This window comes from Cryobacterium luteum (genome assembly GCF_900110125.1).
GTDB lineage: Bacteria > Actinomycetota > Actinomycetes > Actinomycetales > Microbacteriaceae > Cryobacterium > Cryobacterium luteum.
Genome location: NZ_FOCN01000009.1, coordinates 82612 through 95225, shown reverse-complemented (window position 1 = coordinate 95225; position 12614 = coordinate 82612). Strand labels below are relative to the sequence as shown.

At 65.5% G+C, this 12614-nt stretch carries 12 protein-coding genes; 10 read left to right on the top strand and 2 right to left on the bottom strand.

Translation table 11 applies throughout. The features are described 5' to 3' along the window. The first annotated feature begins 1 nt into the window (after position 1). The 5 genes from BMW72_RS10750 to BMW72_RS10730 all read left to right on the top strand — a co-directional run bounded on the left by BMW72_RS10750 (position 2) and on the right by BMW72_RS10730 (position 5697). Positions 2-829 (top strand): ABC transporter ATP-binding protein, encoded by an 828-nt coding sequence (locus tag BMW72_RS10750; RefSeq protein ID WP_198410982.1) that lies wholly within the window; start codon positions 2-4, stop codon positions 827-829. Next, on the top strand, positions 826-1602 hold the full coding sequence (locus BMW72_RS10745; RefSeq protein WP_092110388.1) for an ABC transporter permease: 777 nt from the start codon (positions 826-828) through the stop codon (positions 1600-1602). Before BMW72_RS10750 ends, BMW72_RS10745 begins: the two co-directional genes overlap by 4 nt. 13 nt (positions 1603-1615) lie before the next feature. Further along, a complete protein-coding gene (locus BMW72_RS10740) occupies positions 1616-2761 on the top strand; it encodes an ABC transporter substrate-binding protein (protein ID WP_092110386.1) in 1146 nt (381 codons plus the stop codon). Positions 2762-2849: 88 nt separating this feature from the next. Beyond that, positions 2850-4172: an aspartate aminotransferase family protein gene (locus BMW72_RS10735; RefSeq protein ID WP_241984006.1), complete on the top strand. Its 1323-nt coding sequence runs from the start codon at positions 2850-2852 to the stop codon at positions 4170-4172. Between the two features lie 25 nt (positions 4173-4197). Then, the gene (locus BMW72_RS10730; RefSeq protein WP_092110385.1) at positions 4198-5697 is read left to right on the top strand and encodes a CoA-acylating methylmalonate-semialdehyde dehydrogenase; all 1500 of its coding nucleotides are present in this window, start codon (positions 4198-4200) and stop codon (positions 5695-5697) included. Positions 5698-5768: 71 nt separating this feature from the next. Here the strand turns inward: BMW72_RS10730 and BMW72_RS10725 are convergent, their stop codons facing one another. Next, entirely contained in the window at positions 5769-6683 is a 915-nt protein-coding gene (locus BMW72_RS10725; protein ID WP_092110383.1) for a LysR family transcriptional regulator, read from the bottom strand. Positions 6684-6746: 63 nt separating this feature from the next. On the opposite strand from BMW72_RS10725, the gene BMW72_RS18445 reads away from it, so the two are divergent. Genes BMW72_RS18445 through BMW72_RS10715 form a run of 3 tightly spaced genes read left to right on the top strand, consistent with a single transcriptional unit; the run spans position 6747 to position 8816 of the window. Then, a complete protein-coding gene (locus BMW72_RS18445) occupies positions 6747-6935 on the top strand; it encodes a hypothetical protein (RefSeq protein ID WP_134361236.1) in 189 nt (62 codons plus the stop codon). A 22-nt stretch (positions 6936-6957) separates the two neighbouring features. Further along, positions 6958-7506, top strand: a complete 549-nt coding sequence (pyrE, locus tag BMW72_RS10720) for an orotate phosphoribosyltransferase (protein ID WP_092110382.1) — start codon at positions 6958-6960, stop codon at positions 7504-7506. Continuing rightward, positions 7506-8816 carry a hypothetical protein gene (locus tag BMW72_RS10715; RefSeq protein WP_092110380.1) on the top strand — a complete coding sequence of 437 codons (1311 nt, stop codon included), beginning with the start codon at positions 7506-7508 and terminating at the stop codon, positions 8814-8816. The genes pyrE and BMW72_RS10715 overlap by 1 nt, the downstream gene beginning before the upstream one ends. 119 nt (positions 8817-8935) lie before the next feature. Here BMW72_RS10715 and BMW72_RS10710 read toward each other — a convergent pair whose 3' ends face one another. Then, on the bottom strand, positions 8936-9844 hold the full coding sequence (locus tag BMW72_RS10710; protein ID WP_166787780.1) for a sugar-binding transcriptional regulator: 909 nt from the start codon (positions 9842-9844) through the stop codon (positions 8936-8938). A gap of 196 nt (positions 9845-10040) precedes the next feature. Between BMW72_RS10710 and BMW72_RS10705 the strand changes: the two genes are divergently transcribed. After that, positions 10041-11606 carry a sugar ABC transporter ATP-binding protein gene (locus BMW72_RS10705; RefSeq protein ID WP_092110378.1) on the top strand — a complete coding sequence of 522 codons (1566 nt, stop codon included), beginning with the start codon at positions 10041-10043 and terminating at the stop codon, positions 11604-11606. Positions 11607-11608: 2 nt separating this feature from the next. Further along, the gene (locus BMW72_RS10700) at positions 11609-12586 is read left to right on the top strand and encodes an ABC transporter permease (RefSeq protein ID WP_092110376.1); all 978 of its coding nucleotides are present in this window, start codon (positions 11609-11611) and stop codon (positions 12584-12586) included. Positions 12587-12614: the final 28 nt, after the last annotated feature.

Sequence of the window (12614 nt, the reverse complement as noted above, 5' to 3'; positions counted from 1 at the left end):
CATGACTAACGATGTGCCCGCGGTACGTGTTCAGGGTGTGACGCGCATCTTCGCGGCCCGCAAAGGCTCCGGCGTCACCGCTCTCGACGATGTGAGCCTCACGGTCGCGCCCGGCGAATTCGTCAGCCTGATCGGGCCGAGCGGATGCGGCAAGAGCACCCTGCTGCGGCTCGTCGCCGACCTCGACGTGCCGACGAGCGGCAGCATCGAGGTGTTCGGCAAGCCGGCCCGACAGGCCCGCATCGACCAGGACTACGGCATCGCCTTTCAGCAGGCCGGCCTGCTGCCCTGGCGCACCGTGGCGGGCAACATCGAACTGCCGCTCGAACTGCACGGGGTCGGTAAGGCGGCCAGGCGGGCGCGCGCAGCCGAACTCATCGCCCTGGTCGGGCTCGCCGACTTCGCGAGCCACTACCCCGACCAGCTCTCCGGCGGCATGCAGCAGCGCGTCGCGATCGCCCGCTCGCTCGCCGAAAGCCCGAGCCTGCTACTGATGGACGAACCGTTCGGCGCCCTCGACGAGATGACCCGCGAGCGCATGCAGAACGAACTTGTGCGCATCTGCGCCGAAACGCAGGCGGCCGTGGTCTTCGTGACCCACTCCATCCCCGAGGCGGTGTTCCTCTCCAACCGGGTAGTGGTCATGTCGCCCAGACCCGGACGCATCCGTTCCATCGTGAGTGTGGGACTGGGCGAAATGAGTGGCCGCGGTGAAGACCTGCGTGAAGACGAAGGATTCTTCCACGCGCTCAGCCAGGTGCGTGAGCTGCTGCACGGTGACGAAGCCGGAATCAACCCGACGGGCGTTCGCGGGGTTGAGACGCGATGAGAACCGCTCAGCCAGGTCTGCTCCAGATCGTGCTCGCGCCGATCGTGTTCGGGGTGGCCGTCATTCTGCTGTGGCAGGGTCTCGTCACCGGGCTCGCCATCAAGGCGTTCATTCTGCCCGCTCCGTTTGCGATCGGCGCCGAATTCACCGCCAACCTGCAGAACGTGGCCAACGGCATGGCGGTCACCGGTCGCAATGCCCTGATCGGCCTCGTCATCGGTGCCCTGCTCGGCATTGCGCTCGCGATCGTGTCGGCGCTGGCCCGCCTGTTCGACGGGATGGCCGCTCCGGTCGTCGCCGCCCTCTCGGTGGTGCCGATCGTGGCGCTCGCCCCGGTGCTCTACACGATGTTCGGCGCCGGCGCTGAGACCGCCCGGCAGCTCGTCGCGGCGCTCGCCGTGTTCGTGCCGGTCTACTTCAACACTCTCAAGGGGCTACGCATGGTGCGCCCGGTTCACCGCGACCTCATGCGCGCCTACGCCGTCACCAACTGGCAGGCCACCCGGGCCGTCACTCTGCCGACCGCGCTGCCCTTCGTCTTCACCGGGCTGCGCATAGCATCGTCGCTCGCCGTGATCAGCGCCCTCATCGCCGAATACTTCGGCGGACCGGTCGGTGGCCTCGGCAAATCGATCACCTCGGCCGCATCGAGCAGCAACTACGGCCTCGCCTGGGCCTACGTGCTCGGCTCCATCATTCTCGGCCTCGCCTTCTACTGTGCAGCTCTCATCGTGGAGACGCTCGTCACCCGCAACCACACACAGCACCAGTAACCAAGGAGGCACCATGAAACACCGCATCAACTGGCTCGGCACCGTCGGCGCGATCACGGCTGTCGGCGCGCTCGTACTGTCTGGCTGCAGCACCGCCAGCGACACCCCTTCACCGGATGCCGCCGGCGAACTCACGCCCATCACCCTGCAACTGCAGTGGGTCGCCCAAGCCCAGTTCGCCGGGTACTACGCCGCCGTCGACCAGGGCTTCTACGAAGATGAGGGACTCGACGTGACCATCGTCGAGGGTGGCCCCGATATCGTGCCGCAGGATGTGCTCGCGGCCGGTGACGTGGACTACGCCATTTCGTGGGTTCCCAAGGTTCTCGGCTCGATCGAGCAGGGCGCGAACATCACCAACGTCGCCCAGATCTTCGAGCGCAGCGCCACCACCCAGATCTCTTTCAAGGACCAGGGCATCGAGACTGCCGCCGACCTGGCCGGCAAGAACGTGGGCAGCTGGGGCTTCGGCAACGAGTGGGAACTCTTCGCCGGCATGCAGCAGGCCGATGTCGCTCTCGATGATATTTCCCTGATCCAGCAGGCTTTCGACATGAACGCCTTCCTCTCCGGCGACATCGATGCGGCCCAGGCGATGACCTACAACGAATACGCCCAGGTGCTCGAGACCGTGAACCCCGACACCAATGAGCTGTACCAGCCCGATGAGCTCAACGTCATCGACTGGAACGACGAGGGTACGGCCATGCTCCAGGACGCCATCTGGGCCAATGCCGACCAGCTGGAGAGCGACGCGGACTACGCCGCCAACACGGTGAAGTTCATCAAGGCTTCCATCAAGGGCTGGATCTACGCCGGCACCAACCCCGAAGAAGCCGCGGCCATCGTGACCGCCGCGGGCTCCTCGCTCGGCCAGAGCCACCAGCTGTGGATGACCAACGAGGTCAGCAAGCTCATCTTCCCCTCGGAAAATGGCGTCGGACTCATCGATGACGCTGCCTGGGCCAACACGGTCGACATCGCCCTCAACACCAAGAACGAGACCGGCGCGACCATCATCACCACCGAACCGCCCGCCACCGCCTACTCCAACGAGTACGTGCAGCAGGCGCTCGACGAGCTGACGGCCGACGGCGTCGACGTGAAGGGTGCCGACTGGACGCCCACCGAGGTCACCCTCAACGAGGGCGGCAACTAACTACACCCGGCCGGGCGGCCCCGACCGGGCCGCCCGGCCCCACAAACTTTCCGATTCACACCACCCACAGAGAAAGCCAGCGATATTCGTGACTGACACCATTACCCAAAGCCTCAACGCGCGCACCAGCGAACTCGACCGGGCGCACGTCTTCCATTCCTGGTCGGCACAGGCGGCATTAAAGCCGCTCGTCATCGCCGGCGGGTTGGGCTGCCGCGTCTGGGATCATGACGGTCGACATTATCTGGACTTCTCGAGTCAGCTGGTGAACGTGAATATCGGCCATCAGCATCCGGCCGTGGTGCAGGCCATCACAGAGCAGGCCGCGCTGCTGACCACCATCGCGCCCTCAACGGCCAACCTCGCCCGTGGCGAGGCCGCCAAACGCATCACCGACCGGGCCCCGGCCGGCTTCAACAAGGTGTTCTTCACCAACGGGGGAGCGGATGCGAATGAGAACGCCATGCGCATGGCCCGCCTGCACACCGGACGCGACAAGGTGCTCTCGCTCTACAAGTCGTACCACGGCAACACCGGTGCGGCCGTGGTCGCGACCGGCGACTGGCGCCGCATTCCCAACGAATATGCGCGCGGCCACGTGCACTTCTTCGGACCATTCCTCTACCGCAGCGAATTCTGGGCCACCAGCGAGGCCGAGGAATGCGCCCGTGCGCTGCACCACCTCGAACGCGTCATTCAGGGCGAAGGGGTAGCGTCGGTCGCCGCCATTCTGCTCGAGTCGATTCCCGGTACCGCGGGGATCATGATGCCGCCGGCCGGTTACCTGCCCGGCGTTCGTGCGCTCTGCGACAAGTACGGCATCGTGCTCATCCTCGACGAGGTCATGTGCGGCTTTGGCCGCACCGGAAACTGGTTCGCCTTCCAGGCCTATGACGTCGTTCCCGATCTGATCACCTTCGCCAAGGGCGTCAACTCCGGGTATGTGCCCACCGGTGGCGTGGTCATCTCCGACGCCATCGCCGCCGACTTCGACGAGACGGTTTTTCCCGGCGGACTCACCTACAGCGGGCATCCGCTCGCCATGGCGTCGATCGTCGGCGCCCTCGACGCGATGGAGGCCGAGGGCATCGTTGAGAACGCCGCCCGCATCGGCCGCGACGTGCTCGAGCCGGGCCTGAAAGCCCTGCAGGCCAAGCACTCGATCATCGGCGACGTGCGCGGTGTCGGAGTGTTCTGGGCGGTCGAACTCGTGACCGACCTCGACACCCGCGAACCGGTGAGCGCCGCCGTCATGGCCCGCGTCAAGGCCGAACTGCTCGGTCGCGGCCTGCTGCCGTTTCTCATGGAGAACCGCATCCACGTCGTGCCGCCCTGTGTCGTCACCGACGACGAGGTGGCTGAGGCGCTCGCCATCTACGACGAGGTGCTCAGCCTCGACCTTCTTTCCTAATCGCATCAACTGAAAGGCACCACTCATGACCGACCTCCCCACCATCACGCACTACGTCAACGGCGCACCGGCCGCCGGCACGTCCACCCGCACCGCACCCGTCTACAACCCGGCCACCGGCCAGGTTGCCAAGAACGTGTTGCTGGCCAGCACGGCCGACCTCGACGACGCCGTCGCGGTCGCCCAGGCCGCCTACCCGGCCTGGCGCGATATGAGCCAGGCCCGCCGCCAGACCATCATGTACAACTTTCGCGAGCTGCTTAACGCGCGCAAGGGTGACCTCGCCGAGATCCTCACCGCCGAGCACGGCAAGGTCACCTCTGACGCGCTCGGTGAGATCATCCGCGGGCTCGAGGTCGTCGAATTCGCGCTCGGAATGCCGCACCTGTCCAAGGGGGAGTACTCCGAGAACGTCTCGACCGGCGTCGACGTGTACACGCTGCGCCAGTCCCTCGGCGTCGTGGGCATCATCAGCCCGTTCAACTTTCCGGCCATGGTGCCGCTCTGGTACTTCCCGATCGCCATCGCGGCCGGCAACACCGTCGTGCTCAAGCCGAGCGAGAAAGACCCGAGTGCTTCGAACTGGCTCGCCGAACTGTTCACCGAAGCCGGACTTCCCGCCGGGGTGCTCAACGTCGTACACGGCGATAAGGAGGCCGTCGACGCGCTGCTCGTGCACCCCGACGTGCAGGCCATCTCCTTCGTCGGCTCCACCCCGATCGCCCGCTACATCTACGAGACCGCGGCCAAGCACGGCAAGCGCGTTCAGTCGCTCGGCGGAGCCAAGAACCACATGCTGGTGCTGCCGGACGCCGACCTCGACCTGACAGCGGATGCCGCCGTCAACGCCGGTTTCGGATCCGCCGGTGAGCGCTGCATGGCGATCAGCGTCATCGTCGCCGTCGAACCCGTCGCCGACGAGCTCATCGCGAAGATCGCCGAACGGGTCAAGGGCCTCACCGTGGGTGACGGAACCCGCAACTGCGATATGGGACCGCTGATCACCCAGGTGCACCGCGACAAGGTCGCCGGCTACATCGACATCGCCCAGGCTGACGGTGCCGACATCGTCATCGACGGTCGCGGTGTCAAGGTTGACGGCGACCCGAACGGCTTCTGGCTCGGCCCGACCCTGTTCGACAAGGTCAGCGTCGATTCGGCCGTGTACCTCGACGAGATCTTCGGCCCGGTGTTGTCGATCGTACGGGTGGCCACCTATCAGGAGGGCCTCGACCTGATAAACGCGAGCCAGTACGGCAACGGCACTGCCATCTTCACCAACGACGGCGGAGCCGCTCGCCGGTTCCAGAACGAGGTGCAGGTCGGCATGGTCGGCATCAACGTGCCGATTCCGGTGCCGGTCGCGTACCACTCCTTCGGCGGCTGGAAGAACTCCCTGTTTGGTGACGCCAAGGCCTACGGCCCCGCCGGCGTGAACTTCTTCACCCGTGAGAAGGCCGTGACGAGTCGGTGGCTGGACCCGAGCCACGGCGGCATCAACCTGGGCTTCCCCCAGAACCAGTAGTTATTGGCCGCTACCGCACAGAAGTGCCCGATTGGACCGTCCAATCGGGCACGTGGTGCATTCTGGCGGAGCTACGGAGCGGTGTGGGCTTGCTGCACCCGCGCGGCCTCGGCGCGCAGGGCCTCAACGACGGTGCGCACGGCCAGCCGTTCGGCTCGGTCGGGGCGCATCAGGGCCACGATCTGACGCTCCGATTCCACACCGCGCAGCGGTTTGAGCACGACGCGGCCGGGCTGCCCGCCGCCCGAGGTGTACCGCGGCACGAGCGCGATGCCCAGCCCGGCAATCACGAACGATTCGATCAGGGCGAGGTCGGCAAAGCGCTGCGACATCGACAACCGCGAGCCGGCTTCCTGCTCGATCGCGTGCAGAATGCGCTCGAACGGGTAGCCGTCGGTCACGCCGATCCAGGTCTCACCGACGAGGTCTCTGGGGCCGACCCAGGCGCGATCGGCCAGCGGATGCCCCACCGGCAGGCCCACATCCAGCGGCTCGGTCATGAGCGGAACGACGCTCAACCCGCGGCCCGCCCAGGACAGCTGGCCGCTCATCGAGTGGGCGAGCACGATGTCATACTCGGCCGTGAACGCGGGAAAGTCGCTCAGTTCGGGGTCTTCGTCGGCGCAATTGAGCACGAGGTCCGCCCCGAGCTGCTTGATCACGCCGGGGAGCAGCATCTGGCCGGCGGTGGGAAAGGTGACCAGACTCACCTCGCCAGAGGCGTGGTTGCGAAATTCGTCCCAGAGCGCGGTGGCCTTCGCGAGTGACACCGCGACATCCGTTGCGCTGCGGGCGAGGGCGCGGCCGGCGTCGGTGAGTACGAGGCCGCGCCCCTGCCGCTGGGTGAGCGGCAGGCCGGCCTCACGTTCGAGCACCTTGAGCTGTTGGGAGACGGCCGAGGGGGTGCGGTGGGTGGCGAGGGCGACCGCCGTGACGCTGCCGCGGTCGGCAAGTTCGCGAAGCAGTTCGAGTCGTTGCACGTCCATGTAGCTAGTCTAAAGAGTTCATGCAGAATAAAGCCATTGTGCTGCACGGTTAGGGGTGATCAAATGAGAGGGTCAAACACGAGCAATGTCGCCTCCGTGCCGGGCCACTCCACCTCCTTCGAAAGGCATCTCGTGTTCGTCCTCATCGCAATCCTGCTCGTTACCATTGCATCCATCGCCGCCCTCGTCGTCGAGGTTCACCGCGACGGCTATCGCCAGACCGAGCGTCGCAACCTGGTGCGCATCTTCTAAGCACCCCCCTAAACTTGCCTGTGTGACTGATACACGGCAGAAACTCATCGACTTCATCTCGGCCGAGGCCGTTTTTCACGGAGACTTCGTTCTCACAAGTGGTAAGAAAGCCACGTACTACGTGGACCTGCGCCGGGTGAGCCTCGATCACCGAGTCGCCCCGCTGATCGGGCAGGTCATGCTCGACCTCATTAAGAACGTTCCCGACGTCGTCGCTGTCGGTGGCATGACTATGGGCGCTGACCCGATCGCCGCAGCCGTTATGCACCAGGGCGCCGCCCAAGGCTTGAGCTATGACGCCTTCGTCGTGCGCAAGGAACCGAAGGACCACGGCCGCGGCCGCCAGGTTGAGGGACCTGACCTCGCCGGCAAGCGCGTGATCGTGCTCGAAGACACCTCGACCACCGGTGGATCGCCCCTCGCCGCCATCGAAGCCCTACTCAAGGTTGGTGCCGAGATCGCCGGCGTCGCCGTTGTCGTCGACCGCAACACCGGTGCCCGCGAAGTGATCGAGGCCGCCGGCTACCCGTACTTCGCCGCGATCTCCCTTGAGGACCTGGGGCTGAACTAGTGTCACCAGACGACGACGAGCGCGGAATCGACTGGCTCGCGTCGCAGCTCGACCCGAACCCCCAGACCGACCCGGCCGATGGCACTATCGACGCTGATGCTGGCCTCGACTCCGAGGAGTCGCCAGCGACACCGACGGCCGCCGAACAAGCGGATGCCCCGGCGCCCGCGACCCGATTCGGTCGCCGCGCTCGTCGCTCCGCTGAACCGGTGGCTGAACCAGCTGTCGAACCGGTCGTCGAACCGATCGTCGAACCGATCGCACCGCCCGTTGCTGCCGCTCCAGCAGGGCCGGCCCCCTGGTGGACGACTCCGCTGCCGCAACCGGTTGCCACTGAGCCCGACGCCGCTGATGCCGCTGACCCCCAGTCCGCTGAGGCCGGCGCTCCTGCTGACACTGTGACCAGTGAGCCTGACCTTCCGCCGGCCGACGTCGAGCCGGAACGGCACGACGCGCTCGTCGTCGAGCCGGCCGCCGTCGAACCCATCGCCGTTGAACCGGTTGAATCAGTCGCTGTCCAGCCAGAAAGTATTGAGCCGCCCTCCGCGATCGCCACGGTGCTCCTGCCCGTCTCTGACACCGAGGCCGACGCGCCCGACCCGGCGCCGGGCATCCGCCTGGGTGAAACCGCTGCCGATCAGCCGACGGTGCTCCTGACGAAACCGGATTCCACCGCCGGCAACGTCGACGCTGGCCTTGAGCCACCGAGCCGCCACCGCTCGCGCCGTAGCGCCCCCGGAACGACCCAGGCCACCCTGATCTGGACGGCCGTCGGGCTGCTCGCCCTCATCGTGCTCGTCGGGCTGTACTTTCTGGGCCAGCGGCTCGTCCCGAGCCCCGCAGCCGCACCGGCACCGACGGCATCCGCTGCGCCGACGCCCACCCCGACTCCAACGCCCATCCCGGAGATCGCGGCCGCGCAGCCCGCCGGTGTGCACGAGTGGAACACCCTGTTCGGGGGCGAGTGCCTCGAACCGTATGCGTCACCGTGGGAGGAAGACTTCACCGTCGTCGATTGCGCTGCCGAGCACACCGCCCAGCTGGTCTATCGCGGAAACTTCGGCGGCGACGCGACCACCGTGTTTCCCGGCGAGGCCGCCCTGGCCGCCCAGATCAACCTGCTCTGCACGGCGCCCGGCATCCTCGACCTGACCGCGGCCGGCGCCTACCCGAACCTGCAGATGCAGGGCAGCTACCCGATCACCGCCGAGCAGTGGAGCGCTGAACCGCGCAACTACTACTGCTTCGTGAGCCGAGCCTCGGCCGAGCCGCTCACCGCGAGCATCAAGGGGCCCGGCCCGACCGCCTGACGCCCGGCCTACAAGGCGGTATAGCCACCATCAATGACGATGGTCTGGGCGGTGCTGTCTGCATGCATGTGTCTACTCCAGGTCTGATGGTGAGTACGAGGTCGTGCCGACGGCGCACCCTACGCCGGCTGGCTCAACAGCCGTTGCGCCAAACCGGTATCGGTGACGAGCGAGGTGACCAGTCCGCTGTCGATTGCACTGCGCACCGCCGCGGCCTTCAGGGTGCCTCCGGCCAGGCCGATGACATCGGGGATGGCATGCAGTTGCGCCGAGCTGATGGCGACCGAGCGGTCGGCCACGGCATCTATTTCCTGGCCGCGTGAATCGAGCAGGGTCGCTGCCACCTCGGCCAGAACGTTTCGGCGGAGGAGGTCATCGAGTACGCCGATATTCCGGGCGTTGTCATACAGCTGGGAATCCGGCGGGTTCCAGCTTCCGATCGCGACGACGGCCTTGGTGACCCCGTCGAAACGTCGAAACGTCTCGTGGATGACCGGATCACTGCGCAGCGCGATCGCTGTGGCGCGATCTTTCACCAGGAGGGGGGCGAAAATCGGATAGGCGTTTCCACCGGATGCCAGGGCGATGCGGCGCACGATATCGATGCCGTTCTCGCGAACCGGCCCGGCAACCCCGGCCAGTTGTACGACCTCGCAGCGGGCGATCTCACCGATGTGGTGCGCCATGTGGCTGAGCGTACGCCCGGCGGTAACGCCCAGGACGTCGCCGTCGACGAGGATTTCGCTCAGCAGCTGAGCGCCGACCCGACCCAACGCCTCTTGCACGACCTCGGGTCGCGGACTGGGGGTCATCACGGCGATCGCGCGTTTGAGCCCGAATCGTTTCTGCAGGGCAATGGACAGGTCGAGGTCCACGACACCGGGCAGGCCGATATCAATCGTGACAATTCCCAGTTCAATGGCCTGCTCGAGCAACCGGGCCACCTTGAATCGAGAGATTCCCAGTTCCTCGGCGATTTCGATCCTCGAGAGGTTGCCAATGAAGTGACGCGTTGCGACGTCGGCCATACGCTCTTCATCGTTCCGTTTCAACGCAACTCTCTTCCATTGAGTTTGCCTGCGCTCAAGGGTAGCACTTCGCTCATTTGTGCATGGTGGTTTCACATATGTATTTTTTGTGGTTAGAGTTTGAAAACATTCGTTTTCGATGGTTGATCGCAAAGAGGCTCTATCGCCAGCTCTCCTTGCACGAAAGGTGAGGCTGATGGCAGATGAACTGGGCACCTTGGAATGCCGCGATCTGACCAAGGCATTTGGTGGGATTCCGGTGCTCAAGGGCATCTCCCTCTCGCTCGCTCCGGGAACGATCACCGCACTGGCAGGTGAGAACGGCGCCGGAAAGTCTACGCTGATGAAGATCGCGTCCGGGCAGTACCGGCCGGACTCCGGCGAGGTGCTCGTGCGTGGCGAACGCCTTCCGAGCGGCAACCCGCAAGCGGCCTACCGGCTCGGGGTGGCGATCGTTCCCCAGGAACTGGCCTCCGTGCTGGAGATGACGGTCTACGAGAACATCTTCATCGGGCGCGAATTGAGCGGACCGTTCGGCCTGCGACGCCGGGCGATGATTGAATCGGCCCGACAGATTCTGCACGTCTTCGGCGTCGACATCGAGCCGACGCGGCGCATGGGCAGCCTCCCCGTCGGTTTGCGGCAAATCGTGGAAATCGTCAAGGCGACCAACACCGGAGCTCGCGTCATCCTGCTCGACGAGCCATCCAGCGCCATCGCCGAGCGTGAAGTCGGAAAACTGATCGAGGTGATGCGCACACTGCGCGACCGCGGTGTGGCCCTGCTTTTCACGACCCACAAAATGGAAGAAATGCGCGCTCTCGCGGACCGCGTCCTGGTCTTGCGGGACGGCGAGCTCGTGCTCGACGAGGCCCTGCGCAACCTCACCGACGATGACATCGTCACGGCCATGATCGGTCGTGAGCTCGAAGGCCTCTTTCCCGCCCTGCCGGAGCCCGGTACGGAAGCCGTGCTCGAGATCGACAACCTGCACGTGTCCGGCGCGGCCGCGCCGCTCAGCCTCACTGTGAGGCGGGGCGAGATCGTCGGTCTGGCCGGACTCGTCGGGGCCGGCCGCACGGAATTGCTGGAAACGGTGTTTGGTATTCGTAAGAGCACCGCCGGTTCGATCAGGGTCAAGGGAACCACGATCAAGGGAGGCACGCCCGCAGCAGCGATTGCGGCTCGCATGGCCTTCGTTCCGGAGGACCGCAAGGGTGCCGGAGCCGTGCTGTCGATGAGCGTACTCGACAACGCCACACTGCCCCGGATGGACAAATTCTCGGTTGGCGGACTGCTTCGACAGGGCTTTCGCCGGTCGCAGGTGCGCGAGGCCATGGACGCCGTCAAGCTGCGCAGCCGCGGGCTCGACCAATCGATGGAGACGCTCTCCGGTGGCAATCAGCAGAAGGTCGTGCTGGCGCGCTGGCTCACCTCCCCCGTAGATGTTCTCATCCTCGATGAACCAACCCGTGGCGTTGACGTCGGCGCTCGCAGCGAGATTTACCGCATCATCGTGGACCTCGCTGAGCAAGGGATGGCGGTGGTCATGGCCTCCAGCGACATGCCGGAGATCCTGAGCTTGTCCCATCGGGCGCTCGTCCTGCGCAACGGCATCATCGCCGGTGAGCTCGATTCCGAGCAACTGGCGCATCCAGGCGTGCAGGACACCATCTTTCGGCTGGCCAGCGGACTCGAGGGCATCGAATCCTCCGACCCCGACCCCGCCGACCCGTCCACGAACAATCAGAAGGACAACTGAGCATGACAATTACCCAGGACACCACGCGGCGTTTCTCCGCAAAATGGTTGCAGGACCTTGCGGTGCGCTACGCGATGGTCATCGTGATGGTGCTCATTATCTCGTTCTTCCTCTATCGCAGCGCCCGGTTCGGGACCGTCGACAACGTCGTCACGATCCTCATCGCTGCCGCACCGTTCGCCCTCATCGCTCTCGGCCAGACCCTCGTCATCCTCACTGGCGGTATCGACCTGTCGGTGGGCAGCATCATCGCCCTCAGCGCCATGTCGGGGGCACTGACCGCCAAAACCTTCCCCGATCGCGTCTGGCTGGCATTGCTGGTTGCCGTGGCCGTCGGGCTGATCGCCGGCTCGATCAACGGGCTGGTGGTCTCGATCATCAACGTGCCACCGTTCATCGCCACCCTGGGCATGCTCACCCTGGCCTCCGGCCTCGCATTCGTCGTCGGTGGTGGCGCACCGATCAACGGACTGCCGGCTGCCTATGGTCAGATCGCCAACACCGAAATCTTCGGGCTGACGATCCCCGTGATCCTGATGATTGTCAGCATCGTGGGTTTCGGAATCCTGATGAAGCGCACCGCCTACGGCATGCGCGTCTATGCGGTGGGCGGCAACCGCCTGGCCGCCGAGATCGCGGGGGTCAAGACGGGACGCATCCTGTTCAGCGTCTACGCGATCAGCGGAGCGCTCGCGGGGCTTTCCGGAATCATGCTCTCATCCCGCGTGATCAGCGGGTCACCGAACCTGGGCCAGGGGTACGAACTCGATGCCATCGCGGCGGTCGTGATCGGCGGAGCCAGCCTGCTCGGTGGCCGGGGCACCATCTGGGGCACGGCGCTGGGCCTTCTGCTCATCCAAACCCTCAACAACGGACTCGACATTCTCACCGTTCCCGCCTACTGGCAGGACGTCATCAAGGGGATGCTCATCGTCACGGCCGTCGCCGTCGACGTGTGGGCCTCCAAACGGCCCGTTTAGTTTCGTCACCACGCACTTGGCCCACGCG